Origin of the sequence: Mastigocladopsis repens PCC 10914, from assembly GCF_000315565.1 — a bacterium.
Lineage (GTDB): Bacteria > Cyanobacteriota > Cyanobacteriia > Cyanobacteriales > Nostocaceae > Mastigocladopsis > Mastigocladopsis repens.
In genome coordinates, this window is the sequence record NZ_JH992901.1 from 3,225,933 (window position 1) to 3,249,161 (window position 23,229).

Here is a 23,229-nt window from a genome sequence, read left to right on the forward strand (position 1 = left end):
ATGCCTGTCATTGCGTTAGCGTAGCGTGCCCGGAGGGCATACGTAACGAAGTGAAGCGTAAGCGCAAAGCGCAGGCTCCGCCAACGCGCAGCGTGTCCGTTCGGCGTTCGCCCTTGGCGTGTGCGAAGCACTCAGCCGTGCCGTAGGCTCAGGACTCAGCAATCCCAAGCACTTGCGATTGCTTCATTCCGCTTCGCTCCATTCGCAATGACATAGTGACGTTTATTTATGTCCACCTTCATGAGACAAGCTTTGGTGATGCATCTTTAACGGGCAATGCTCCGGAGGAGCCGCTGACCTTTCGCTACCATTTGCATGAGTTCTCCCCGAATTAACTCTACGCGGTCATTTTCTGTAAGAAACCCCAATTCAATGAGGCGGTGATAGTCAGCGATCGTAAAACGTTTGGGAGTAACTGCTGCAAAAGTAGCCATACACAGACAATCACTAAGAAATAGGAGTTCTGGCTCTAAAAACTAGTCTAGCTTGAACAAAAAAATAAGTAAGAGTCCATCCTAGGGTAGGTATTGCCCACCCTATAAAATCAAAAAAAGCTCAACTACGCAGCAGCTAAAACAAAGTCAACGTCGCTCGTTCCGCCAGTTTCTGACTGACCAGATGTCAATTTCTGATTATTCACTTCAACCGCAAAAGGCGTACCTTGTAGGTTGAGATTATAATCTGTTTTTTGATTTGTATATCCAACACTGGCAATCATTTTGCGACCTTGGTCTGTGTAAAGGAACGCCAACATTTGATTTTTTTGTTGCTTGTTGTCATAAGCCCAAATCACCATGTATTGTTTGCCTTGATAATCGAATATCTTAGGCGGACGATTGGGAGTGTAACGACCTGGATCACCAAAGCTTTTATCAAGGAAGTCTTGAACAGAACTTTGTTCCACAGTTGCATAAGCCACTTCTTCTGGAGAGGTTGCTTCAGCATCGCCTTGGCTTTCATCAACGACTTCTTCTTGTCCACGGTTACGGAAATAATCTACTGCTGCTTTAGTTCCGATTGCACCAACAGCAGCGACTCCTGAACCTACCAGAACATTGCGAAGGAGGTTATTTCTATTACTCATCGTTTCTCCTCATGAATAAAAGACACCGTGGTCAATAGTATCATTACTAGTCTTCACGGTTAAATTTATTGATTTTTTTAATACATACGAGAACGTATGATTTTTTTCTTGAAAATTAGACCGTTTTACTATTCAGTTTCGGCTTTTACAGCCTTTGCTTTGACCCTCTGGGATACCAACTCAGCTGCCAACTGTATCGCTGCTTTCATACTCGTCGGATCAGCAATTCCCTGACCCGCAATATCAAACGCCGTCCCGTGATCCGGTGAGGTGCGAATGAAAGGAAGACCAATAGAAGTATTGACAGCTCTATCAAATGCCATCAGCTTTACGGGTATTAAGCCTTGGTCATGGTACAGTGCAAGGTACGCATCGGCGGCTTTTGAAGGCTCAATGCTACCATACCAAGCTTGACCCGGCTTGACCCACATTGTATCCGGTGGAATTGGACCTTCTAATTGTAAGTTTGGGCGTTTTTTACGTTCTTGCTCTATCCAAGGAATTAACCAATCTTGTTCTTCTTGTCCTAATTGTCCTTGTTCGCCACTGTGTGGGTTCAAACCTGCGATCGCTATCCTTGCTCTTTGTAATCCAAAATCTTTCTCCAAGCACTCTACCAGTAAATCAAGTTTTTCTGTCATCAACTGCGGTGTCAGTACTTGGGTAACTTGACTTAAAGGAATATGTGTGGTAACAAGCAGTGTGCGGAGTGTCCAGTCACTGTGGGGCGATCGCGCTACAAATAACATTCCCACACGTTTTGCGCCCGATTTTTCGGCTAAAAGTTCTGTTTGACCTGGATAATTATACCCCGCCGCCTTCCAGGCTGATTTGGCGATGGGGCCTGTGACGATAGCATCAAATTGTCCTGTAAGCGTGGAGGCGATAGCTGTTTCCATATAGGCAAAGCTAGCCGCACCACTTGCCGCATTACCCGTCCCGATGATAATTTCACTCTGTATGTGCTTGTCTAACGGCACATCCAGTATTGAGAGCTTTGTTGGATTTGCTAGAGGCTCAGAGTTTTTGGTTTTCAGTTTGGTATAAGTCTCTACTAGTAAATCCCGGTTACCTACCACTGTCACGTCACAGCTTTTGCTAACTTCCGGGTCTGTGAGAGCTTTCAAAATCACTTCTGATCCAATTCCGGCTGGATCTCCCAAAGTGAGTGCCAAGCGTGGGCGATTCTCTACTTGTGATGTTATTTTTTTTTCATGAAATTTGTACATACAGACAATTGTACAAGCAATATAGCTTTACAATATTTTACATGTATCTAATACTATGGCAGCTCTTTCAGGCTCTGGTAGACTTAACTTAATTAAACAATTTGCAAAGGAGAATTGCACTAATGAGTGGTGAAATTTTAAATGCAGCTCTGTTGTCGTTCGGTTTAATCTTTGTAGGCTGGGCTTTGGGTGAGTTGTTGCTCAAAGTTCAGGGTGGAGAAGAGGAATCCCTTTAGGGAGACGTTCATTGAGGCGAGAGGCTATATTAGAGTCTCTCTGTCTCACAGGCTTGTTCGAGGAAGGTAAACTTTTGTTTGCATAGATGATTCTGATAAGATTTTATTCATAAAAGTTTAAATTTTGTAAAAAGCTCTCATGACATTATTAATAATTGGTGCCACTGGCACCTTAGGAAGACAAGTGGCTCGTCGTGCGATCGATGAAGGGTATAAAGTCCGCTGTCTTGTCCGGAGTGCCAAGAAAGCCACATTTCTAAAAGAATGGGGTGCAGAACTCGTCCCGGGAGATTTGTGTTACCCTCAGACACTAACAGCAGCACTTGAAGGTGTTACAGCAGTCATTGATGTGTCAACATCTCGTCCTACAGATTCACGCAGTATCAGACAAGTGGATTGGGAGGGCAAGGTATCTTTGATACAAGCGTCTGTTGCTGCGGGTGTAGAGCGTTTTATCTTTTTCTCTATATTGGATGTCGAAAAGTATCCGGAAGTACCGCTGATGGAAATCAAGCGGTGTACAGAACTATTTTTGGCTGAATCTGGTTTAAATTACACCATATTGCGTCTGGCTGGCTTTATGCAAGGCTTGATTGGTCAATATGGAATTCCCATATTGGAAGGACAGCCTGTTTGGGTAACAGGTGAGTCTTCTCCCATTGCCTATATGGATACTCAGGATATTGCTAAGTTTGCCATCCGCGCCTTGAAGGTTCCAGAAACTCAAAAGCAAACTTTTCCGGTGGTGGGAACTCGTGCTTGGAGTGCAGAGGAAATCATTAGCCTGTGTGAACGTTTGTCTGGAAAAGAAGCGCGGGTCACACGGATGCCAATCAACTTACTGCGTACCATACGCCACATCATACGCTTTTTTCAGTGGGGCTGGAACGTAGCAGACAGACTTACCTTTACAGAAGTACTGGCAAGTGGTAGACCACTAAACGCGCCAATGGAAGAAGTTTACAAGGTCTTTGGATTAGATCCAAATGAAACCACTACCTTAGAAAGTTACCTGCAAGAGTACTTCAACCGAATTATGAAGAAACTCAAAGAGTTGGACTACGAGAAAACTCAGCCCAAAAAACAGAAACCGAAAAGGTCACCATTTAAAAAAGTTAACAGTTAATCATCATTAATGACAAATAGCAAAAGATAATGACTAAATCGTCCAAAATGTGTCACGATTAACGTAATAAAGCACGTCGCCAATACTTGGATATTTGAGTGTGCCCAAAGCAGGCATTATCTACAATGACGTTAAGCCGATAGCGGGTCGAATCGCTATCGAACTAAAAGACAAGTTCACCGCTGCAGGGTGGGATGTCTGCATCACATCAGCCGTAGGTGGAATATTGGGTTATTCTACTCCCGACAGTCCCGTATGCCACACCCCAATCGAGGGACTAACACCGCCTGGATTTGATTCAGAAATGAAGTTTGCGGTGGTGTTAGGTGGAGATGGTACAGTTCTGGCTGCTTCTCGTTTGGTAGCCCCCTGTGGTATCCCAATGTTAACGGTGAATACTGGTCACATGGGGTTTTTGACAGAAACTTACCTCAATCAATTGCCTCAAGCAATAGAAAAGTTGCTCTTGGGTCATTATGAAATTGAGGAAAGAGCGATGCTCACTATCAAGGTTTTCCGGGGAGATTCTATCCTATGGGAAGCTCTGTGCTTAAATGAAATGGTGCTGCATCGGGAACCATTGACCTCTATGTGCCATTTTGAAATAGCAATTGGTCGGCATGCGCCAGTGGACATTGCAGCCGATGGTGTGATTATATCTACGCCGACTGGTTCTACAGCATATTCGTTGAGTGCTGGTGGTCCGGTCGTGACTCCTGGTGTACCTGTGTTGCAGCTTGTACCCATCTGTCCCCACTCTCTAGCCTCAAGGGCGTTGGTGTTTCCAGATACTGAGCCAGTAAAGATCTACCCAGTAAATACTCCTCGGCTGGTCATGGTCGTGGATGGTAACGGAGGGTGCTATGTTATGCCAGAGGATAAGGTTCATTTAGAGAAATCCCACTACTGCGCCCGGTTCATTCGCCTGCAACCGCCAGAGTTTTTCCGGATTTTACGAGAAAAACTGGGTTGGGGTTTACCACACATTGCTAAACCTACCTCTGTGGAATTACCATAGCGGGATTTTAGATTTTGGATGAGTTAGCGGTTGGTTGTTCAAATGTACTACTAGTCACTATTGATGATTTCTTCTTTAGGTTCAGGAGCAATGCCAGCCAGATTCTAAATTAGTGATTAAAATGACTGTATCTGTTGATTCCTATGGCTGATACTTATACGTGCTAAAACATGGTATGTGGACAGCGTGTCAAGTCAGGATTGATGCGTCACCAAAAACCCGTAACGTGCATTTCTACCAACCAAAATCTAAATCCAAAATCTAAAATCGAACATCCAAAATTAATATGACGCTTGCTCATAACCCTTGTGTTTTGCTGATTGAAAGCGACGAGAGCCTAGCAAATCAGCTTGCTTTTGATTTGAAAGAAGCTGGTTATGACCCCATCGTGGCTCATGATGGGACAAATGGTATACAATACAGCCGCGATCGCGAGCCAGCTTTAGTAGTGATTGACCGAATGCTAGCAGGAGAATCAGGACTCTCGCTGTGTAAAAATTTCAGAACCACTGGAATGCGATCGCCTGTCCTAGTGCTGATGGCAAGGGATACTGTTGATGATCGTGTAGCTTGCTTAGAAGCAGGAGCTGACGATTACTTTCTTAAGCCTTACCGCGCCGAGGACTTTTTGAACCTGGTTCGCCTATACTTAAAGCCTGATATCGATACTTCCGAGCAGTTGCGTTTTGGCGACCTAGTATTAGATATAGCAACCCGCCGCGCCATACTCAATGGACGGGCAATTGACTTAACAATGAAGGAATTTGAATTGCTCAAGTATCTGATGGAACATCCCCGTGAGGTATTAACCCGCGAACAAATTTTGGAAAATGTTTGGGGTTACGACTTTATGGGCGAGTCGAATGTGATTGAAGTGTACATTCGCTACTTGCGACTGAAAATAGAAGATGAAGGTCAAAAGCGCCTCATTCAAACTGTGCGGGGTGTGGGTTACGTATTAAGGGAAACTTGAACAGGAGTGGGCGAGATCGGGGGAGATTGGGGAGAATGATAAATTATGAGTGCTGAATCATGAATTATGAAATAATAGAGAGCCTCTAGTTTTAGAATTTATCATTCATAATTTTTTTGACTAATGAGAAAAGTGCTATGATTAGTCGGTTATATTTGCTGTCAATAATTTTGGGCATTTTGCTAGCGGGCTGTTCACCTCCAACACCAGCAGTTCCTCCCTCTGTTACGCCTACTCAAGCTCAAGCACCAATGTATTCGGATAGACCACTTACGACGAATGCGGGTCAACAACTACCGATTTCAGCTGTGGCGATTGTTCCTGATGGGACAAAAATTCAATTAGAAGTAGCGCGGACACCCCAACAGCAAGCTATGGGGTTGATGCATCGACCTACTTTGCCACAGAATCGGGGAATGTTGTTTTCTTTTCCATCACCGTTCCCAGCCAGTTTCTGGATGAAGAATGTACCCGTACCACTGGATATGGTTTTTATGCGCGATGGGATAGTGCAGTATATTGCTGCTTCCGCACCTCCGTGCAATAGCGATCCTTGTCCCACCTATGGTCCCCAAACACCAATTAACCAAGTGATTGAACTGCGTTCTGGACGAGCGACGGAGTTGGGTTTAAAGGTTGGCTCTCGTGTCAAAATTGAATTCTTAGACTCCAGTTCTTCGCGGAAATAAAAATTTGGGTCTTTCCTACATCCAAACTTTAACATAACATTGCTTTTGTAATATTTCTATAAAAACTGATTACCTAGTCTGGTAAAAAAGTTTATTCTGAGGCTAGTATTTAATACAGTACTGATTGCCAGAAGCCTTGTTGTTCCGAGACTGGACAGCAGATTTTATAGTAGATAACAAAAAATCTTCCTTTTGACATACGTGTAAAGAGTAGTCGATAAGGGAGGATAAGCTAAGGAATATTCCTTATTACAGTTGTAGTTAACTATAGCACTGAAGTACAAAGAATAAAGCCAGCTTTACCTGGGGATTGTGCTGCTTAAGACTGGATAAGACAACTGCCGCTATTCTCTATTTTTTCATAAAACGCTTTTTTTAAAGAACACCAGACAAACTTTGCTGGGGCATCTACCTAGTACAAGCACTGTAACAGGTGAAAGATTCGCTACTTGCAATGAGTCAAAAATGGTGAACTGAAATATAAAGTACACAATATATTAGGAAGTGGAATATAAAATGTCACCATCAACGTATTCTAGATTTATTCACTTTTTGCAGGAAGATTTGGCAATTTCCGCAGCTTCCATTGCAGTCGCTCTTCGTCACCGAGAGCAAGATCCTGGTCCTTTGCCGATGATTCTTTGGCAATATGGGTTGATTAGCCTAGAACAGTTAGAACAAATATATGATTGGCTGGAAACAGCATAGGAATGATTAGCTCATTCGGGAGAATCGAACTATGCTACATAGACTGGGACTCAGCCTTTTACAAAGGCTAATGTGTGAAATAAAAAAGATAAAATTTACTTATAAAAAGAGCGAGTTGATAATTCAACTCGCTTTATTATTAGCATGAACTACTAACCAATGCGGTTCAGATAAGATTGTTTTTAGGCGAGATACATATGTCCAGGCGTCCCATGCACTCAATGTTTATGAAAAAAACACAGATGTAGGCGTCCTCTGGGCGTCTACATCTGTGTTTCCAAATATCTTTAAACCAGAATGAGTGCAAGAAGTCTACTCATGGAATAGTCACAAATAACCGTTAACTGAACCGTATTGAATGAACCACTAACGACTCACTAGCTCCATGAAAAATCTGGGATTTCGGGAGTGGGGAGTCGGGAAAATGCTGCCTAAATCTCGACTCAGCACTCCTGTGTCCTTACTCACGATTTCCTATTCTCGTTAACTAATTTGCCTAAAACTTGCCCAATTATAAGGTTAGTGTCAGGCAAAACTTAGGTTGCCTTTCTTCATCAGTCGGGAGCAGCAACATCCTCAGTGTTTAGATGATTGAGCGACCAACGGTGATCAATCTCAACAGAGGAAGACTGGCAAATTTCTTCCAATTGCTTTTGTTGTACAACTGCTTTACGCAGGCTAATAATAAGCTGATTCACCTGATGCCGCAAATCCGGATTGTTGCTGACTGCTAGCATGGTTTGTCTCTCTAACAGTTGCAGTATCAGTTCGTAGTGGATAGGTGAAGGCAGAGGAATTTGCTCCATGAAGAAATTGATAATTAATTTTAGATTTTTGGATACGTCAGAAGTTCTTTGTCATTAAATGAATTGTTACATAGGCAAAAACTATTTGGCTAAAGCCTGAATTATGCGGGGGTTGAAGATTTGCCAAAAAGGTTGGCGATCGCTATTTCTGGATCTAGTTGTGTTACCAGAGACTCTCCAATGAGGACAGCGGATGCTCCTGCTTGTTCTATCAATGTCAGATCATCGGGAGTCTGTAATCCTGACTCGCTCACAACCACAATGTTCCTTTGCTGCAATTCCTTTACCCTTGCTGCCAACAGTTCGCAAGTTGTTTGTACATTCACAGAGAAATCTTCCAAGTTGCGATTATTAATACCCACCAGTGATACGCTATCTATAGCTAATACACGGTCAAGTTCTGCTAAGGTATGGACTTCAATTAAAGCTACCATTTTCAAGGTTTTGGCAATTTTGACGAAGTATTGCAAATCTTGATCACTAAGTATAGCCGCAATCAACAAGACAGCATCCGCACCTCGAACACGAGCCATGTACATTTGGTAGGGATAAATGACAAAATCCTTGCATAATAAGGGTAAATCTACTTTGGCGCGTACCCGGGCTAAGTTTTCAAAGCTGCCAGAGAAGAACTTTTCATCAGTGAGAACCGAAAGACAACTCGCACCACCTTTTTGATACTTTAACGCAATCTCCACAGGCTCAAAATCTTCTCGTAAAATTCCTTTACTGGGAGAGGCTTTTTTGACTTCAGCAATCAAAGCTGGCTTTGTTTTGCCTTGCCGCAAAGCTGTCACAAAATCAAGGGGAAGAGGTGCTTCAAGCGCTTGACGCTGCAACTCCTGCAAAGACAGCTTTTCCCGCATTTGGTCAACTTCTTCTTCCTTATGCCAAACAATTTCTTCTAAAATGTTGTTTGGCTGGGCATCAGGTATGGCGACCTGATACCGCATTGTGGATACAGCAACAGCTGGGTTAGGTCTACGGCGACGGATTTGCATAATTTGGTTAAGAGTCATTAATTGTAGAGACACGCTGTCATTAATTGTAGAGACGTGCCATGGCACGTCTCTACATTTGTCACATACAAAGGACAAATGACTAAGAGGCAATTGCTCGTTTGTAGGCTTCATCTAGTACTTCGGAAAGTGTTGGATGAGCATGAACCAAATGAGCGAGGGTGTGGACAGACTGGCGGTTAGCGATCGCAGCTGAGGCTTCGTGAATTAAATCTGAGGCGTGTATGCCAAAGATGTGGACGCCTAAAACTTCGCCTGTGTCTTTGCGATAGACAACCTTTGCCATGCCGTCAGCTTCACCTTCTGCCAAAGCTTTAGAATTCCCTTTGAAGTAACTCTTTGTCGTTCCTACTTCAAATCCCTCGGCGCTGCCTTTTTCCTTCGCTGCGGATTCGGTCATACCCACGTAGCTGATTTCTGGGTGGGTAAACGCTGCTGCGGGGATACTGTGATAGTCTACTTCCTTGTGCCGTCCACAAATATTTTCTACTGCGATGATACCTTGAGCAGAAGCAGCGTGTGCCAGCATCATTTTGCCGTTAGCGTCACCAATTGCCCACAAATGGGGAACCGCTTCACCTGCTGATAGCACTCCCATGCTGTCGTTCACCGGGATAAACTTCCGACGGTCAAGTTCCACACCCACAGACTCCAAACCCAGATTTTGTGTCGCTGGGATGCGTCCTGTTGCAACCAGACAAGCATCTACCTCCAACACGTCTACGTCTTCTTTTGTTTTGAAGTCGGCTAACTCAATAACCACGGGTGAACCGGGGATGACTTTCTTCGCGTATATCCCCACATACGTTTCAATATCGCGCTTAGTAATCAGAACCCGTTCGGCAAGTTTGGCAATGTCGCGGTCAAATCCTGGCATCAGCTGATCGAGGGCTTCTATCATGGTGATTTCACACCCCAAGGCTGAGTAAACATCAGAAAATTCTAAGCCGATATAGCCACTCCCAACAATTGCCACCCAATCTGGCAGCCATTCCAGTTTGACACCTTGGTCACTGGTGAAGACAGTTTTGCCATCAATTTCAATACCCGGAGGAATGAAGGGTACAGAACCGGGGGAAAGAATAATATCTTTGGCTGTAATAGTTTTTTCGCCGCGCTCTGTTGTGAAGGAGACTTTTTGTATGCCTGCTATCTTACCCCAACCTCGGATGATATCAACTCCCAAACGCTTGAGGCTGTTGGTCAAGTCACCTTGTATTTTAGCTACGAGATTGTTTGCATGCTCGGCGATCGCCTGTCGATCAAACCCCACGCTTCCCAGTTGAATTCCTAGCGACTTGAGGTGATGGGCATCGCGTAATTCCCGCACACGTCCAGATGCCGCCAGCAGTGCTTTAGATGGTATGCAGCCCCGGTTGACACAGGTTCCGCCCATGTCTGCTGCTTCGATAATGGCTGTTTTCAAACCACAGCTAACGGCGTGTAAGGCAGCACCGTGTCCGCCTACTCCAGCGCCTATAATCACTAAATCGTAATCAAACCCATGACTCACGTTAGTTTCCCCGTGTGCTTCGCCTATTTATTCTTAACTGACCAAGCAATCAGTGCAAGTCCCTTAATTGTAGGCTGTTGCCAAATCAATTTTATGATTTAGGCTACCAGCGAATGAATATAGATGCTCGTGAGTCCTTATTGTAGCCTAAAATACTAGTGACACTTATTTAAAAATCTAAGTATAAAAAATACAGACTACATACTATTATGTCAACTGAGCCGCGTCCTTCTTTAGAAAAACTACTGGATCGCTTGGATCATGTGCAAACCCAACGATTGCTGCAAGAACTTGTGGCAAAGCATCCAGAACTGATGGAAGAAATTTCGCACCATGTGAACCTAGTAACTACAGCAGCACCAGTTCGCCGCAATACCGTTGATCCGGCTCCTTATCGGCAACAGGTTCGGCAGATTCTCAGAAATGCGTTACGCTACTGGGAAGACGGGTACGATGATGACCCCATTGCCGAAGAATTGCTCAGTTTAGTGCAATCTGCTGTGGATTTTTGTGAACGAGGAGATGGAAATAGCACCCTAGTTATTCTGGAGGCGATCGCCTCTGCTTGTGTGGAAAATTGGGAAGATGTAGCTGACTACGGTGCTGATAACGAAGAGATTGTAACGGCATTGAATGAAGCTTGGGCTGAGGCAATTCTCACTGCTGAACTCACACCGGAAGAAAAAACCGATATCCAGGTCAAGTTAGAAAGTTGGCAGGACGAGTGGGATGCTGATTTTGGACTAGCACTAGAGGCGTTGCACCAAGGCTGGGATTACCCTCCACTGGTGCGGGTTTTTCAAGGTAATATCACATCAGAGGGAGCATGGGAGGGAGAAGCGCCAGATTACGCTGATGATTTGGCAATGATTCGGTTGAAAATTCTGGAACGTCAGGAACGTTACCAAGAATACCTGTATCTGGCACAAGCGGAAGGGCAAACGCAACAATATCTGACAATGCTTGGTCAATTAGGTCAAGTTGAGGAAGCAATTGACGCAGCACAAACCCAAATGTCCTCAATGGAGGAAGCCTTTGCCTTAGCTAAAACACTGCAAGAACAGGAGGGATTGCAGCAAGCATTACATATTGCTGAGATGGGATTGAAATTACCGGGGAATTGCCAGTACGACTTTGGAACCTGGACAAGTGATTTGGCTGAAGGGTTGGGAGACAAGCCAGCAGCTTTATCTGCCAAAAAAGCAGCTTTCCTAGCTTTACCTTCCTTTGCAGACTACCAGAAAATAGAGGACTTGGCTGGGGAAAGCTGGGCAAGTGTCAAAACAGAACTGTTGGAAAGACTTCACACCTATGGAGGTTGGGGAACAGAAGAGGCGAAGGTTGATATATTCTTGCATGAGGGGTTAATTGACGATGCCATAGCCACCGTCACCGAACTCAGTTCTTATCATTCAACAGTCATTTACCGAGTGATGGACGCTGCAATACCTCACAACCCTGATTGGGTGATTGCAAATGCCCTTCGCCGTGCCGAGTCAATTATGGATGCAGGTAAAGCAGAATACTACCACCACGCAATTGAGTGGCTCAAAAAAGTCCGCGCTGCTTACTTAGAATCTGGGAGGAAAGCAGACTGGTCTAAATATCGGGCAGAATTGGTGCAGAGTCACGCCCGTAAACGTAAGCTGATGGAGTTGTTCAAGCAACGGGGTATGGAGTGACCAGTGAACAGTGAACAGTGAACAGTGACCAGTGACCAGTGAACAGTGAACAGTGAACAGTGAACAGTGAACAGTGAACAGTGAACAGTGAACAGTGACCAGTGAACAGTGAACAGTGAACAGTGAACGGAAAGGCTGGTAACTGATAACTGATAACTGATAACTGTTTAGTGATCTAGTTGTCCCTAACTTTCCAATCTACGCGATCGCCTGATGAAGCGGGAAGCCCAAAAGACGAATAAAACCGTCCCTAAGTTGAGTTGAAATTGGAAGCCCCAAGACGACTCGAAGTAAGTTGGGGTACTTCACTCTCATACCAAGTTAAGCTAAAACTAATATGACATACAGCATCATGAGGGTTTAATCGTGTTAAGTGGCATTAAACAGCAAGTGGTCGTTGGCAAAGATGGCAAAATCGAGATTCAAAAATCTGAGTTAGCAGAAGGAACTGTTGTTGAAGTGATTGTTTTAGTTACAAAAGATGTTGATGAAACAAATACTAACCAATCTATTCAACAAGATGAGACAGAGTATTTACTGTCTACTGAAGCCAATCGTTACCACTTGATGACTGCTATCCAAAACATTGAAACAAAAACCAACTTGGTCAGTTTTACACCTGAGGAATGGAATGAAGAATATAACATTCGCTCCTGAGGCATTTGAACAATTCAACGACTGGACAACACAAGATAAAAAAATTCATCGCAAGATCATCACCCTGATTAACGATATTCTTCGTCAACCATTTATTGGACTTGGCAAACCTGAACCTCTAAAGCATGAACTTAGCGGATATTGGTCACGACGAATTACAGATGAACATCGTTTAGTATATAAAGTGACTGAAACTGAAATTATCATTTTGAGTTGTCGATTTCACTATGATGACTGAAGCAGTTTGCGATCGCCTTACGGCGTGCGCTCCGCGCAATCGCTCTATTAGGAAACCGCACTTTGCACCATCACCTTTGAAACCTAATGGTGCGATCGCTATAAGTCTTATGGACGATTATCAGAACCTCACCCATGAGTATCAATCACTCATCCACGAGTATCAAACACTCTTCCGCCAAGGGTTAGAAACTCAAGGCTGCATAGCAAAAGTCCTCTCAACAGGACTAGACGAAGAGAAAATCATGCCAGAATGACAGTATGCTTGCTCAAATTGAGATGCTCTATATGCAACGTGACATAATCCTTTCAACTCTAAAGCAACATCAAACTGAGTTGAAAAAGTTGGGTGTGCGATCTTTAGCATTGTTTGGTTCTGTAGCACGAGATGAAGCAACACCCACTAGTGATGTTGATATTTTGGTTGAGTTTGAACCTCCAGTCACCTTTGATCACTACATGGATGTGAAATTTTATCTAGAGGATCATTTGGGAAGAAAAGTAGATTTGGTCAGATGGAAATCACTCAAGCCTCAAATTCGAGCATCGATAGAACAAGAGGCGATTACAGTTATCAGTTATCAGTGACCAGTGAACAGTGAACAGTGAACAGTTTGGTATATGAGAAGGCGTATAAGTTTGCTATCAGGATTGTAAATGCTTATAAATATTTGACTCAAGAGAAAAAAGAATTTATTTTATCAAAACAATTAATTAGAAGTGGAACATCAATTGGAGCGAATATAGCGGAGGCAAATGGAGCAATATCACAAGCAGAATTTTCTGCAAAAATTTCTATTGCTTACAAAGAATGTCTTGAAACTAAGTATTGGTTGTCCCTGTTAAAAGACACAGGGTATATTGATGACAAAGCATTTAACAGTATCTATGAAAATGCCGAAGAGATATCAAAAATCCTTTTCTCAATCCTCAAGAAAACTAGAATCTCTGATAACTAATAAATGGTCACTGGTAACTGATAACTGGTAACTGATAACTGGTCACTGGTCACTGATAACGAAGCTGCAATAAATATTTAGAACATTCTGAAACGCTTAAATGTTAAACTTTACAAGTCTCGATGCGAGAGAAGAGACCAACCAATGCGAGAGAAGAAACACTCATAACCATAACCAAACCCCAAGGAAGGGAGGTGTCCTTTTGGGGCAGTTATATTAAAAGTTATCATCTCATAAGAGATCCAGTTTTCCTTAACTCTCCAACCCACGCGATCGCCTAATTTTTTCCAGGCTTCCTGATCATACTTGTCGTCGGGCTTGCCGCCGACACTAAGATAAATTTTCTTCTGAATGCTGAAGCCAAAGCGTCCATTGCTGTACTTTACCCATAGTTGGTCAATTGTGCGGAGGTCAGTGCAGGGAAAGTTTAAGAGTTCTTTATCCTTTATCCAGTCATTTTCCTTGCGACCTACAGCCTGTAGCACCACTAGATAGGTTTTATAGTCAGCTTCTTTCCACTTTCCTGCTGCTAGTAAATCTCGCAGCTTAGTGTAGTTTAAGCCTTTTTCACTTTTGAGGTCATCACCTGAATCATCTGTTTTATTTTGCCCAGTGTTTTGAGTTTGATTTTGTGGGATCACCTTCACTCTTGTCTTTGGCTTTATCCCAGTAATACCCCAAATCAGTTTATCCATTGCAGGAGTATAAACACGTGTCTGTTCCCGAAAATCAACCCAAGTCATACCTTTAAGAAAAATTGGAAGTTGAGGCTGCTGTGGAGCATCAGAAAGCAGCACAGGAATAACAGGACACTGTCGTCTGTGAAATTCACTTAGAAAGCTATATATTTCTTGACTTTGCCAAGGACCAATCCCACTCTTACCAACAAAAACTGCTGCTGACTTTATGTGAGCAATCTGCCTTTCTAGTTCCGGCTGCCAAGGAAAACCAGGTCGTAACTCCCAATCATCTAGCCAAGGTTCAATATTATGTTCATCCTTTAATTGCTCTGCAATTTTTATGACTGCTTCCTTATCTTCGCTATTGTGGCAAAGGAAGACATCGAATTGAGGTTGAGCATCACTCATCAGTGCTTCTCGGGATTTTTCAGTACTTTGATATCGCCTGGTGCAAAGTCGCCCATCTCTGGGTGCTGCAAGACTCGCTGCATAGCATCGACATCCATAACAGCCCCAGCCAACGGGTTTAAGCCAGGTTCTTACTCACTAACTCCTATTAGTAATGCAACTTTCGCCATGTTTTCCTGCTTAAGGGTTGGTAAGTTCCTGTATTGCCTTGACTGCTGCTTCTAACTCTTGACGACTGCTAGCTTTTATCTTAACTTTCTTGCCGTTTGCTTCTGCTTCTACCTCAATGGCTTTGTTGCCCAAGCGATCGCTCAAAAACCCCCAAACTTGCTTCACATTGTCCGGCTTGACAAAAGTTATCAACTGACCTACTACCCAGGCTGTCATCGACTTGGTTCCCTCTAGCGTGTTGGGGTCAACCACTCGGTCAACTGCTTCCACTTCATCCAAGTCTTTCATCTGTGATAGCAGCTTTTGGACTTCCTGATCTTTTTCTTCGGCATCCAAGTCTGGACTGGTAAAACTAATGGTTAGTTTAACGTCTGCTGTATCTGCCATAATGCTAATTTTGTTGTGAATAATATTTACGCTTGCGAAAATTCTACTGTATGTACATACCAATCAAACAGTAGACACTTCCGGAAATTTAGGAACTAAAGAAGGGCAGCTCATGAAACCACTAAAGCGAATTACATTCAACCCAGAAGTCATGGGTGGCAAACCTTGTATACGGGGTATGCGTGTTACTGTAGGTACAATTGTCGGTTTAATGGCAGCAGGACATACGCCAGAAGATATTCTTCAGGCTTACCCCTACCTAGAACATGAAGATATTTATGAAGCCCTTGCTTATGCTGCATGGCGTGTAGAAGAAATTGAAGTACCGCTTGCTTCTGCATGAAGATTTTAATTGATATGAATCTTTCTCCTAGCTGGGTTCCAGTGTTGGAAAGTGTCGGTATTGAGGCTGTCCACTCGTCAAAAGTTGGTGAGCCTGGTGCTACAGACAAGATCATCATCGCATGGGCAGTTACGCATAGATATATTGTTTTCACCCATGACTTAGATTTTGGTACATTGCTAGCAACAACTCAAGCAGATGCACCTAGTGTCATTCAAGTGCGCTCACAAGATATTCTCCCAGCTAAGTTAGGTGATTTAGTTATTAATGCTTTACGTCAATTTCACCAGGAATTAGAAATGGGCGCTTTAGTCACAGTGGATGAAGCAAAGGCTAAGGCAAGAATATTACCAATCTAGTCTCCATCTTAGAGATATTATTGAACGGAGAGAGAGGGATTCGAACCCTCGTTGAAGTTGCCCCCAAACAGCATTTCCAGTGCTGCGCCTTCAACCACTCGGCCATCTCTCCTTGGGTCACGATTTACGATTGTAGAATGAAATCAATTAAACTGCAACTAAATTTAAGCTAAAATCCCAAATCAAAATCCAAAATACAGATGTCCGAGACATACACTGTTAAAGTTCATGATTGCACAAAGTGCAGCGCCGTTGGCGCAGCGTCTCCGCCAGGAGAAGGCGAACGCGCTAAAGGCATAGTACACACCATACAAGTCCCCGACGACCGCTACATCCTACATACAGCCGAAAAACAAGGGGTGGAACTGCCATTTTTATGTCGAAATGGGGCTTGCACCACTTGTGCGGTGCGGGTGCTGTCGGGAGAAATTTACCAACCGGAAGCGATCGGACTGTCGCCAGAGTTGCAGAAAAAAGGTTATGCTCTGTTGTGCGTCAGTTATGCCCGTTCCGATTTGGAGGTGGAGACACAGGACGAAGATGAAGTCTACGAACTCCAGTTTGGGCGCTTTTTTGCTAAAGGTAAAGTGCGAGCAGGTTTGCCGTTAGACGAAGATTAGTAGGATTGGGTAGTGGTTAGTGGTTAGTGGTTAGTGGTGAATGAAACAACTAACTACTATCTACTAACGACTAACGACTAACACTTAACCAATGAGTAAATTTGCAATTCTATTGTGTTTATTACTACTAGTTGCTTGCCAACCCCAAAAAAAGCCTGAAGAAAGTACGCAGGTGCTTTCTAAAGTCGCACAGGTGGTGAGTGGGCAAACTTTGGAGGTCGTAGGACTAGGCAATCAACCAAGTTTAATTTCTCAAGTACGCTTACTGAGTATTGATGCACCAGATTTGCAGCAGCGTCCTTGGGGAGATGCAGCAAAGCAACGCTTGGAAGCGCTGATTGGAGAACAGCCTGTCATGCTGGAGTTTGATGTGCAAATGCAAGACAAATTCGGGCGAACTCTGGCTTATGCGTGGAAAAATGGGGTTTTGTTGAATGAACAGTTAGTCAAAGAAGGGTATGCTTTGTTTGTGGGGCGATCGCCCAACCACAAATATGACCAACGTTTAGAACGTGCCCAACAATGGGCTAGACTCATGGGACAAGGAATTTGGAATCCAGAAAAACCTATGCGCTTGACTCCCGGTGAGTTTCGCCGTCAGTATCGTTAGCAGGGGTAGACTAATGTAGAGACGTAGCGTGCTACGTCTCTACAACTCATGACTAGTGATTAATGACTAATCTGCAAATTTTCCTAGATATTGCTACGGAAGCAGCGCTTGCTGCTGGTGCGGTGTTGCAAGGTTACTTGGGCCAGGTAGAAGATGCAGTTATTGAAAAAGGACGCCCTGGGGATTTGGTGACTGCTGCTGATAAAGCTGCGGAAGTTGTCATTTTAGATGTTTTACGTCGTCATTTTCCTGACCACTCTATCCTTGCTGAAGAATCAGGGAAACTAGGAAATCAAGATAATGAATACCTTTGGGCAATTGACCCCCTAGATGGGACAACTAACTTCGCCCACCAATACCCCTTTTTTGCTGTTTCTATTGGCTTGTTGATTCATGGTGTCCCGCAGGTTGGTGTCATTTATGACCCTTTCCACGATGAGTTATTCCGTGCGGCACAAGGTTTGGGAGCAACGCGCAACCGTCGCCCCATCAAAGTTTCCGACACTTCTGAACTGGGTAAAAGCCTTCTGGTTACGGGATTTGCCTACGACCGTCGGGAAACATCGGATAATAACTATGCGGAATTTTGTCACCTGACCCATCTGACTCAAGGTGTAAGGCGCAGTGGTTCAGCATCCCTAGATTTGGCTCATGTCGCCTGCGGTCGTCTTGATGGCTACTGGGAAAGAGGGATCGCTCCTTGGGATATTGCTGCTGGCGTGATTCTCTTACGAGAAGCAGGGGGAAAGGTGACTGCATACGATGGTAGTCCCTTAAATATTCCCTCCGGCAGAATACTAGCAACCAATGGTTATATTCATAACATCCTCAGTCAAGAACTAAAACAAGTTCCGCCGTTATCGGCGTGGGGGTAATTACGGTGTTAAATTGATAGCTATTTCTCAGAAGCAAAGTAAACTAGAAAAATCCAATGGCTTCTTTGGTGCAACACCGTTATATGTCTTTCAAGTTAGACCGTGGACTTTTTAAATATGATTTCATAGACTATCACGCAGTTTTATGCGTTCCAGTTGATGCAGATATCAAGGATATTCGTAAACGCTATCTCAAAATAGCCCGTCGTCTGCATCCTGATATCTGTGTTGCTCAAAGTGATGCTGAAAAACAACTCGCAGGTGAATTGTTGTCTAAGCTGGTTAATCCAGCCTATGAAAAACTGTCTAGGGAGAAAAATAGAACTGAATATATTGTAGTTTTGTCGCAAATGGGCAAGCGGCTAGTGCAAGAATCAGCATCGATGGAACTCTCCACCGATGTGGCAAAGCAATTAGCGAGTGCGCCCAATTACGACCATATTTATAAGAATGCGATCGCCAAAATTGCTGAAACTCAATATGACTCCTTGCAGAAAGTGCAACAGATTATTGCACTAGTCAGCGAGTTGAATTTGGTATACATAATGCGAAGCGCTGGCAAATTATCTACAGCGTCGCCACTCGTTGCTCAATCAAACATTCACACAACATCAACAGTTCATAAAGCACCTGCACCCCCACCATCACCGCCAACGCAAAAGGAAGACTCAGCTGTCCTTCAGTACATTCGTCGCGCCCAAGAGTTAATGGCAACAAATCAACTGACACAAGCTAGGGTAGAATTACAGGATGCCCTAAAGCTAGAGCCAAATAATAGTCGTTGCCATAGCTTGATCGGAGTGGTCTATTTGAAGCAAAATCTAACCACAACTGCAAAAGTTCACTTTGACCGCGCCCTGCAACTAGACCCCAAAGACCAATTAGCGTTGGAGGGGAAACGCAAAATTGAACAGATTACGGGGCATAAACCCAGTAGTGCGAAGCATACAGCAACGCCCAATACTGGGGGTAAGCAACCAGATAAATCTGGGGAGGGCGGTTTGTTTGGTGGTTTGTTTGGTGGGAAGAAAAAATAATGGTGTATCAACCACCAGTGGGAGCCAGGGATTTATTGCCCTTAGATGTGGCTCAAAAACACTGGATAGAAGATAGGTTACAGCAGGTGTTTCATCGTTGGGGATATCACAGAATTATTACCTCAACGCTAGAGCGTATGGATACGCTGATGGCGGGGGGAGCAATTCAACGATCTGCTGTCATTCAACTGCAAAATGCTGACAATGAAGATTTGGGGCTGCGTCCAGAACTGACAGCTTCCATTGCTCGCACAGCCGTTACACGCATGGCAGGTGTGACTTATCCGCAACGCCTGTACTACAATGCTAATGTTTTCCAACGGACAAGTGAGTTGAGGCACAACCGCCAGCAGGAATTTTATCAAGCTGGGGTGGAGTTGTTGGGCGGTGGCGGTAGCTTGGCTGATGCAGAAATTCTGCTGTTGGTGGCAGACTGTTTGCAAGCGTTGGGTTTGAGCCAATGGCATTTGATTTTAGGCGAAGCGGAAATTACCCGATCGCTCCTCAAAGCTTTTCCCCCTCATTTACAAGCAAAAGTCCGGAGTGCGATCGCCGACCTTGACCGTGTGACCATATATACTTTACCCTTGAGCGATGAACTAAGAGAACGCGCCAAAATCATGCTAGACTTGCGCGGAAATCCAGCTGATGTACTCCAAAAAGTCAGCAGTCTGGGTTTAGATCAGCCCCTACAAGCGGTTGTGGATAACCTCAAATCTCTAGTAGAATTACTAGAGAAATCAGTATCTAAGACAACACAAAGCAAAGCAAGAGGGGTAGAAATCATCCTAGACCTTGGCTTATTACAAACCTTTGATTACTACACAGGGATTGTATTTCAGGTTGTCAGTGACACTGATGGACAAGCGCGGGTTATTGGGCGGGGTGGTCGCTATGACCAGCTTTTAGGGCTTTATCATCCTAAAGGAGACAGTATACCGGGAATAGGTTTTGTACTCTTCTTGGAAGATTTACAACAAATTCTCTTATCTGCTCGGCAGTTACCACAAACGACCCCAGCGAGCAATTGGTTGATTGTACCAGAAACGCCAGATGCGTACACTGCTGCCTTTGCTTACGCCACAAAACTCCGAGACTCTACCCACTTGGTACGGGTAGAAATGGATTTGGGGGGACGAGAAGCAGATGAGATTCGCGAATATGCACGCGAACGTGATATTGCTCAAATTGCTTGGATCAAAGCCGATGCTTCAACAACAATTGAGTCATTAGTCATTAGTCATTAGTCATTAGTAAAAAACGAGGGACTAATGACTGCTGGACTAGTGACTCAGTATTATTGCTAGGCTAGATACAGCTGGCTAAACACAGCAATTTTGATCCAAGTAGAGGGGAAATATGCCACACACGATTGTGACTGATGTCTGTGAAGGCGTCGCTGATTGCGTAGACGCCTGTCCAGTAGCTTGCATTCATCAAGGTCCCAGCAAAAACGTCAAGGGAACCGATTGGTATTGGATTGACTTTGCCACCTGCATTGACTGTGGCATATGTATCCAAGTTTGTCCGGTAGAAGGGGCGATTGTCCCAGAAGAACGACCCGATTTACAAAAAACACCGTAGTATAAACGGTTAACGTCCTTTAAAAAACAGGCATTTCAAAACAGAACTTTGCCTGTTTTTCCAGTATCCGACAACCCACTTCAAGTTCCAGAAGCAACTAGTTTAACTGCTATATCTTTACTCGCAATCTACTTTGCTGCAAGCCGTAGAAGGAAAACAAAAGCTGCTTAATTTCAAATTCAGTAGCCCTTAAGATGAAAGTTAGGGCATAGGTTTTTTACCTGCAGCAATTCCCCGCAAGGGTTGTGAACGTTTTTTGTCGTGCAGCCTTCAAGGACAGCGCGGACTGGAAGTCCGCACTACGAACTAATGTTCATAAATTATTTGGGATTACTGTATGTCATTTTAATATTGGAACTGGATTTATCTTGGTATATAGTTATATCGTTTAATTTTGCCAAATAACTGTAGTTTAAAGTCACTATATTTTGTATTTATAACGTAGGCTATTATGTCTGATTCGCTCACTCATTCTTCTCCCCTTTTAGAAGTGAAAAATGTTCACGCTGGATACATCAAAGATGTAGATATCCTGCAAGGTGTGAATTTCCGAGTGGAAAGAGGGGAATTGGTAACAGTGATTGGTCCCAACGGTGCTGGTAAATCGACCTTAGCAAAAACCATTTTTGGGCTTTTGACTCCCCACACAGGCTCAATGACCTTCAATGGCGAGAATATTGTTGGACTAAAATCGAATCAAATTGTTCAGCGGGGAATGTGCTATGTACCGCAAATTGCCAATGTCTTCCCTTCTTTGAGCGTAGAAGAAAATTTAGAAATGGGCGCTTTTGTTCGCAATGTTCCTCTCAAACCGCTCAAAGATAAAATATATACTATGTTCTCCAGGCTTGGCGATCGCCGTCACCAACGCGCTGGAACCCTTTCAGGTGGCGAACGCCAAATGCTGGCGATGGGCAAAGCTTTGATGTTAGAACCTAGCTTACTGCTTTTAGATGAACCTTCAGCTGCTTTGTCTCCCATCCTAGTGACGCAAGTGTTTGAGCAGATTAAGCATATTAACCAAAGTGGTACAGCGATCGTACTGGTAGAGCAAAATGCCCGTAAAGCTTTGGAAATGGCTGATCGGGGTTACGTCCTAGAGTCAGGACGCGATGCTATCTCAGGTCTTGGTTTGGAATTGTTGAATAACCCCAAGGTAGGCGAACTGTACTTGGGAGCAGGGAAAACGCATTGAGGTAGATAGTCGTGAGTGGGTAGTCGTACTTTTTCACAACGACCAACGACCAACGACCAACTATCCACTAAACAATTAAAAGACTCTTAAATCGTTAGTTGCTAACTCTTGCATCCTTGCAGAAATTGATATGTTCCAGCTGACAACCGTTTGGTTGTTGACTGGATTCAGATTACTGGGATAGATTGATGAGTCGAAAGAATGGATTTGTAGGGCGTCGTAATTTTTTGAGGCATTGTGTTGCGGGGGTCGGAGGCTTTGCAATTGGAAATATCATACTTTGGAACACAAAGCAAGCTGTTGCTCTACCAGCTACAGTTGCTAATGCAAGTTCAGCAACTCCCATTCCAGTCTATCCGGACGCAGCTTTAGAACGATTACTGAATGGGAATCAACGATTTGTACATCAAAAGCGAAAATATCCCGACCAAACATTAGAGCGTCTGCAATTGGTTGCTAAAGGTCAATATCCTTTTGCGTCTATACTTGGTTGTGCAGATTCTAGAGTCCCTGCGGAAATTATTTTCGACCAGGGACTTGGGGATTTATTTGTCGTACGAGTTGCTGGTAATGTCGCCAGTGATATGGTGATAGGTAGCTTGGAATATGCTACAGCAATATTAGGTTCTCAACTGATTGTGGTTTTGGGTCATAGAAAATGTGGTGCTGTCGCGGAGGCGCTTCAAGAAGAAGCTGTTCCTGGCAGAATAGGCTTTGTTGTTGAAGGCATCAAACCAGCTGTAGAAAGAGTTAAGTTAAGAACAGGCGACATTAAGGAGAATGCAGTTGTCGGCAACATTCAATATCAGGCAGAAAAATTACAGGAAAGCTCAACGATTTTGGCTAAACTCATTCGCCAAGGCAAGCTAAAAATTGTTGGTGCTTGTTACGATATTGATACTGGTAAAGTATCTGTTGTTGCCTAATATTGCAGGCATTGAGTTAATAAATATCAAATTTTGGTAGCGATATTATTATGGAGGAGCTATATTTAGCCCCTCCGTTTCTATACAATCAAAGGCTA

The 23,229-nt window shown here is 43.8% G+C and carries 30 protein-coding genes and 1 tRNA gene; 22 read left to right on the forward strand and 9 right to left on the reverse strand.

All coding sequences use genetic code 11. From position 1 onward, the window contains the following. Positions 1-266: 266 nt before the first annotated feature. From MAS10914_RS34305 to pdxA, 3 genes are all read right to left on the reverse strand, one after another. Positions 267-434, reverse strand: a complete 168-nt coding sequence (locus MAS10914_RS34305; RefSeq protein WP_017317047.1) for a hypothetical protein — start codon at positions 432-434, stop codon at positions 267-269. Between the two features lie 125 nt (positions 435-559). Beyond that, entirely contained in the window at positions 560-1,084 is a 525-nt protein-coding gene (locus MAS10914_RS0116465; RefSeq protein ID WP_017317048.1) for a hypothetical protein, read from the reverse strand. A gap of 128 nt (positions 1,085-1,212) precedes the next feature. After that, positions 1,213-2,313, reverse strand: coding sequence for a 4-hydroxythreonine-4-phosphate dehydrogenase PdxA (gene pdxA, locus MAS10914_RS0116470; protein ID WP_017317049.1), 1,101 nt, complete (start codon positions 2,311-2,313; stop codon positions 1,213-1,215). A 122-nt stretch (positions 2,314-2,435) separates the two neighbouring features. Here pdxA and petM point away from each other — a divergent pair, with 122 nt between their 5' ends. From petM to MAS10914_RS0116500, 6 genes are all read left to right on the forward strand, one after another. Beyond that, positions 2,436-2,549 (forward strand): cytochrome b6-f complex subunit PetM, encoded by a 114-nt coding sequence (gene petM / locus MAS10914_RS0116475; protein WP_017317050.1) that lies wholly within the window; start codon positions 2,436-2,438, stop codon positions 2,547-2,549. A 139-nt stretch (positions 2,550-2,688) separates the two neighbouring features. Beyond that, positions 2,689-3,675 carry an SDR family oxidoreductase gene (locus MAS10914_RS0116480; protein ID WP_017317051.1) on the forward strand — a complete coding sequence of 329 codons (987 nt, stop codon included), beginning with the start codon at positions 2,689-2,691 and terminating at the stop codon, positions 3,673-3,675. A 100-nt stretch (positions 3,676-3,775) separates the two neighbouring features. Beyond that, the gene (locus MAS10914_RS0116485) at positions 3,776-4,693 is read left to right on the forward strand and encodes an NAD(+) kinase (RefSeq protein ID WP_017317052.1); all 918 of its coding nucleotides are present in this window, start codon (positions 3,776-3,778) and stop codon (positions 4,691-4,693) included. Between the two features lie 286 nt (positions 4,694-4,979). After that, a complete protein-coding gene (gene nblR, locus MAS10914_RS0116490; RefSeq protein ID WP_017317053.1) occupies positions 4,980-5,666 on the forward strand; it encodes a response regulator transcription factor NblR in 687 nt (228 codons plus the stop codon). A gap of 137 nt (positions 5,667-5,803) precedes the next feature. Beyond that, on the forward strand, positions 5,804-6,355 hold the full coding sequence (locus MAS10914_RS0116495; RefSeq protein WP_017317054.1) for a DUF192 domain-containing protein: 552 nt from the start codon (positions 5,804-5,806) through the stop codon (positions 6,353-6,355). 516 nt (positions 6,356-6,871) lie between these two features. Next, positions 6,872-7,063: a DUF2949 domain-containing protein gene (locus MAS10914_RS0116500; RefSeq protein WP_017317055.1), complete on the forward strand. Its 192-nt coding sequence runs from the start codon at positions 6,872-6,874 to the stop codon at positions 7,061-7,063. A 554-nt stretch (positions 7,064-7,617) separates the two neighbouring features. Here MAS10914_RS0116500 and MAS10914_RS0116505 read toward each other — a convergent pair. The 3 genes from MAS10914_RS0116505 to lpdA all read right to left on the reverse strand — a co-directional run bounded on the left by MAS10914_RS0116505 (position 7,618) and on the right by lpdA (position 10,401). Then, on the reverse strand, positions 7,618-7,869 hold the full coding sequence (locus tag MAS10914_RS0116505; RefSeq protein WP_017317056.1) for a DUF5340 domain-containing protein: 252 nt from the start codon (positions 7,867-7,869) through the stop codon (positions 7,618-7,620). Positions 7,870-7,970: 101 nt separating this feature from the next. Then, positions 7,971-8,870 carry an indole-3-glycerol phosphate synthase TrpC gene (gene trpC / locus MAS10914_RS0116510; RefSeq protein ID WP_026082603.1) on the reverse strand — a complete coding sequence of 300 codons (900 nt, stop codon included), beginning with the start codon at positions 8,868-8,870 and terminating at the stop codon, positions 7,971-7,973. Between the two features lie 100 nt (positions 8,871-8,970). Further along, a complete protein-coding gene (gene lpdA, locus MAS10914_RS0116515) occupies positions 8,971-10,401 on the reverse strand; it encodes a dihydrolipoyl dehydrogenase (RefSeq protein WP_017317058.1) in 1,431 nt (476 codons plus the stop codon). Positions 10,402-10,610: 209 nt separating this feature from the next. On the opposite strand from lpdA, the gene MAS10914_RS0116520 reads away from it, so the two are divergent. The 6 genes from MAS10914_RS0116520 to MAS10914_RS0116545 all read left to right on the forward strand — a co-directional run bounded on the left by MAS10914_RS0116520 (position 10,611) and on the right by MAS10914_RS0116545 (position 13,936). Then, the gene (locus tag MAS10914_RS0116520) at positions 10,611-12,083 is read left to right on the forward strand and encodes an SWIM zinc finger domain-containing protein (RefSeq protein ID WP_017317059.1); all 1,473 of its coding nucleotides are present in this window, start codon (positions 10,611-10,613) and stop codon (positions 12,081-12,083) included. A gap of 366 nt (positions 12,084-12,449) precedes the next feature. After that, positions 12,450-12,740 (forward strand): hypothetical protein, encoded by a 291-nt coding sequence (locus tag MAS10914_RS0116525; protein WP_017317060.1) that lies wholly within the window; start codon positions 12,450-12,452, stop codon positions 12,738-12,740. Continuing rightward, positions 12,715-12,978, forward strand: a complete 264-nt coding sequence (locus tag MAS10914_RS0116530; RefSeq protein ID WP_017317061.1) for a Txe/YoeB family addiction module toxin — start codon at positions 12,715-12,717, stop codon at positions 12,976-12,978. Before MAS10914_RS0116525 ends, MAS10914_RS0116530 begins: the two co-directional genes overlap by 26 nt. Continuing rightward, positions 12,968-13,234: a hypothetical protein gene (locus MAS10914_RS0116535; protein ID WP_017317062.1), complete on the forward strand. Its 267-nt coding sequence runs from the start codon at positions 12,968-12,970 to the stop codon at positions 13,232-13,234. The genes MAS10914_RS0116530 and MAS10914_RS0116535 overlap by 11 nt, the downstream gene beginning before the upstream one ends. 31 nt (positions 13,235-13,265) lie before the next feature. Then, positions 13,266-13,565, forward strand: coding sequence for a nucleotidyltransferase family protein (locus tag MAS10914_RS0116540; protein ID WP_026082605.1), 300 nt, complete (start codon positions 13,266-13,268; stop codon positions 13,563-13,565). Between the two features lie 17 nt (positions 13,566-13,582). Next, on the forward strand, positions 13,583-13,936 hold the full coding sequence (locus MAS10914_RS0116545) for a four helix bundle protein (protein WP_017317064.1): 354 nt from the start codon (positions 13,583-13,585) through the stop codon (positions 13,934-13,936). 110 nt (positions 13,937-14,046) lie between these two features. Here the strand turns inward: MAS10914_RS0116545 and MAS10914_RS31620 are convergent, their stop codons facing one another. Together MAS10914_RS31620 and MAS10914_RS0116560 are read right to left on the reverse strand one after the other, a co-directional pair. Further along, complete coding sequence (locus tag MAS10914_RS31620) at positions 14,047-15,024, reverse strand: GUN4 domain-containing protein (RefSeq protein ID WP_017317065.1); 978 nt, start codon at positions 15,022-15,024, stop codon at positions 14,047-14,049. Between the two features lie 180 nt (positions 15,025-15,204). Further along, positions 15,205-15,582, reverse strand: coding sequence for a hypothetical protein (locus MAS10914_RS0116560; RefSeq protein ID WP_017317067.1), 378 nt, complete (start codon positions 15,580-15,582; stop codon positions 15,205-15,207). A 112-nt stretch (positions 15,583-15,694) separates the two neighbouring features. Between MAS10914_RS0116560 and MAS10914_RS0116565 the strand changes: the two genes are divergently transcribed. Both MAS10914_RS0116565 and MAS10914_RS0116570 read left to right on the forward strand, forming a co-directional pair. After that, positions 15,695-15,925 (forward strand): DUF433 domain-containing protein, encoded by a 231-nt coding sequence (locus MAS10914_RS0116565; RefSeq protein WP_017317068.1) that lies wholly within the window; start codon positions 15,695-15,697, stop codon positions 15,923-15,925. Further along, the gene (locus tag MAS10914_RS0116570; protein ID WP_017317069.1) at positions 15,922-16,284 is read left to right on the forward strand and encodes a DUF5615 family PIN-like protein; all 363 of its coding nucleotides are present in this window, start codon (positions 15,922-15,924) and stop codon (positions 16,282-16,284) included. Before MAS10914_RS0116565 ends, MAS10914_RS0116570 begins: the two co-directional genes overlap by 4 nt. A 25-nt stretch (positions 16,285-16,309) precedes the next feature. Here MAS10914_RS0116570 and MAS10914_RS0116575 read toward each other — a convergent pair. Beyond that, a tRNA-Ser gene (locus tag MAS10914_RS0116575) sits at positions 16,310-16,396 on the reverse strand. Positions 16,397-16,484: 88 nt separating this feature from the next. Between MAS10914_RS0116575 and MAS10914_RS30330 the strand changes: the two genes are divergently transcribed. From MAS10914_RS30330 to MAS10914_RS0116615, 8 genes are all read left to right on the forward strand, one after another. Continuing rightward, complete coding sequence (locus MAS10914_RS30330) at positions 16,485-16,904, forward strand: 2Fe-2S iron-sulfur cluster-binding protein (protein WP_017317070.1); 420 nt, start codon at positions 16,485-16,487, stop codon at positions 16,902-16,904. 91 nt (positions 16,905-16,995) lie between these two features. Next, positions 16,996-17,514: a thermonuclease family protein gene (locus MAS10914_RS0116585; RefSeq protein ID WP_017317071.1), complete on the forward strand. Its 519-nt coding sequence runs from the start codon at positions 16,996-16,998 to the stop codon at positions 17,512-17,514. Between the two features lie 62 nt (positions 17,515-17,576). Further along, the gene (locus MAS10914_RS0116590) at positions 17,577-18,389 is read left to right on the forward strand and encodes an inositol monophosphatase family protein (RefSeq protein ID WP_017317072.1); all 813 of its coding nucleotides are present in this window, start codon (positions 17,577-17,579) and stop codon (positions 18,387-18,389) included. 83 nt (positions 18,390-18,472) lie between these two features. Beyond that, positions 18,473-19,426, forward strand: coding sequence for a J domain-containing protein (locus MAS10914_RS0116595; RefSeq protein WP_026082606.1), 954 nt, complete (start codon positions 18,473-18,475; stop codon positions 19,424-19,426). Next, positions 19,426-20,673, forward strand: coding sequence for an ATP phosphoribosyltransferase regulatory subunit (locus MAS10914_RS0116600; protein WP_017317074.1), 1,248 nt, complete (start codon positions 19,426-19,428; stop codon positions 20,671-20,673). Before MAS10914_RS0116595 ends, MAS10914_RS0116600 begins: the two co-directional genes overlap by 1 nt. 112 nt (positions 20,674-20,785) lie before the next feature. Next, complete coding sequence (locus MAS10914_RS0116605) at positions 20,786-21,010, forward strand: indolepyruvate ferredoxin oxidoreductase subunit alpha (RefSeq protein WP_017317075.1); 225 nt, start codon at positions 20,786-20,788, stop codon at positions 21,008-21,010. Between the two features lie 451 nt (positions 21,011-21,461). Next, a complete protein-coding gene (locus tag MAS10914_RS0116610; protein WP_017317076.1) occupies positions 21,462-22,205 on the forward strand; it encodes an ABC transporter ATP-binding protein in 744 nt (247 codons plus the stop codon). A gap of 188 nt (positions 22,206-22,393) precedes the next feature. Beyond that, the gene (locus MAS10914_RS0116615) at positions 22,394-23,131 is read left to right on the forward strand and encodes a carbonic anhydrase (RefSeq protein WP_017317077.1); all 738 of its coding nucleotides are present in this window, start codon (positions 22,394-22,396) and stop codon (positions 23,129-23,131) included. Positions 23,132-23,229: the final 98 nt, after the last annotated feature.

Excerpts from the sequence above, each read along its gene's own strand:
- MAS10914_RS34305 (WP_017317047.1), bottom strand. The coding sequence starts at position 434 with ATGGCTACTTTTGCAGCAGTTACTCCCAAACGTTTTACGATCGCTGAC.
- MAS10914_RS0116465 (WP_017317048.1), bottom strand. The coding sequence starts at position 1,084 with ATGAGTAATAGAAATAACCTCCTTCGCAATGTTCTGGTAGGTTCAGGA.
- pdxA (WP_017317049.1), bottom strand. The coding sequence starts at position 2,313 with ATGTACAAATTTCATGAAAAAAAAATAACATCACAAGTAGAGAATCGC.
- petM (WP_017317050.1), top strand. The coding sequence starts at position 2,436 with ATGAGTGGTGAAATTTTAAATGCAGCTCTGTTGTCGTTCGGTTTAATC.
- MAS10914_RS0116480 (WP_017317051.1), top strand. The coding sequence starts at position 2,689 with ATGACATTATTAATAATTGGTGCCACTGGCACCTTAGGAAGACAAGTG.
- nblR (WP_017317053.1), top strand. The coding sequence starts at position 4,980 with ATGACGCTTGCTCATAACCCTTGTGTTTTGCTGATTGAAAGCGACGAG.
- MAS10914_RS0116495 (WP_017317054.1), top strand. The coding sequence starts at position 5,804 with ATGATTAGTCGGTTATATTTGCTGTCAATAATTTTGGGCATTTTGCTA.
- MAS10914_RS0116500 (WP_017317055.1), top strand. The coding sequence starts at position 6,872 with ATGTCACCATCAACGTATTCTAGATTTATTCACTTTTTGCAGGAAGAT.
- MAS10914_RS0116505 (WP_017317056.1), bottom strand. The coding sequence starts at position 7,869 with ATGGAGCAAATTCCTCTGCCTTCACCTATCCACTACGAACTGATACTG.
- trpC (WP_026082603.1), bottom strand. The coding sequence starts at position 8,870 with ATGCAAATCCGTCGCCGTAGACCTAACCCAGCTGTTGCTGTATCCACA.
- MAS10914_RS0116520 (WP_017317059.1), top strand. The coding sequence starts at position 10,611 with ATGTCAACTGAGCCGCGTCCTTCTTTAGAAAAACTACTGGATCGCTTG.
- MAS10914_RS0116530 (WP_017317061.1), top strand. The coding sequence starts at position 12,715 with ATGAAGAATATAACATTCGCTCCTGAGGCATTTGAACAATTCAACGAC.
- MAS10914_RS0116535 (WP_017317062.1), top strand. The coding sequence starts at position 12,968 with ATGATGACTGAAGCAGTTTGCGATCGCCTTACGGCGTGCGCTCCGCGC.
- MAS10914_RS0116540 (WP_026082605.1), top strand. The coding sequence starts at position 13,266 with ATGCAACGTGACATAATCCTTTCAACTCTAAAGCAACATCAAACTGAG.
- MAS10914_RS31620 (WP_017317065.1), bottom strand. The coding sequence starts at position 15,024 with ATGAGTGATGCTCAACCTCAATTCGATGTCTTCCTTTGCCACAATAGC.
- MAS10914_RS0116560 (WP_017317067.1), bottom strand. The coding sequence starts at position 15,582 with ATGGCAGATACAGCAGACGTTAAACTAACCATTAGTTTTACCAGTCCA.
- MAS10914_RS0116565 (WP_017317068.1), top strand. The coding sequence starts at position 15,695 with ATGAAACCACTAAAGCGAATTACATTCAACCCAGAAGTCATGGGTGGC.
- MAS10914_RS0116570 (WP_017317069.1), top strand. The coding sequence starts at position 15,922 with ATGAAGATTTTAATTGATATGAATCTTTCTCCTAGCTGGGTTCCAGTG.
- MAS10914_RS30330 (WP_017317070.1), top strand. The coding sequence starts at position 16,485 with ATGTCCGAGACATACACTGTTAAAGTTCATGATTGCACAAAGTGCAGC.
- MAS10914_RS0116585 (WP_017317071.1), top strand. The coding sequence starts at position 16,996 with ATGAGTAAATTTGCAATTCTATTGTGTTTATTACTACTAGTTGCTTGC.
- MAS10914_RS0116590 (WP_017317072.1), top strand. The coding sequence starts at position 17,577 with ATGACTAATCTGCAAATTTTCCTAGATATTGCTACGGAAGCAGCGCTT.
- MAS10914_RS0116595 (WP_026082606.1), top strand. The coding sequence starts at position 18,473 with ATGTCTTTCAAGTTAGACCGTGGACTTTTTAAATATGATTTCATAGAC.
- MAS10914_RS0116600 (WP_017317074.1), top strand. The coding sequence starts at position 19,426 with ATGGTGTATCAACCACCAGTGGGAGCCAGGGATTTATTGCCCTTAGAT.
- MAS10914_RS0116605 (WP_017317075.1), top strand. The coding sequence starts at position 20,786 with ATGCCACACACGATTGTGACTGATGTCTGTGAAGGCGTCGCTGATTGC.
- MAS10914_RS0116610 (WP_017317076.1), top strand. The coding sequence starts at position 21,462 with ATGTCTGATTCGCTCACTCATTCTTCTCCCCTTTTAGAAGTGAAAAAT.
- MAS10914_RS0116615 (WP_017317077.1), top strand. The coding sequence starts at position 22,394 with ATGAGTCGAAAGAATGGATTTGTAGGGCGTCGTAATTTTTTGAGGCAT.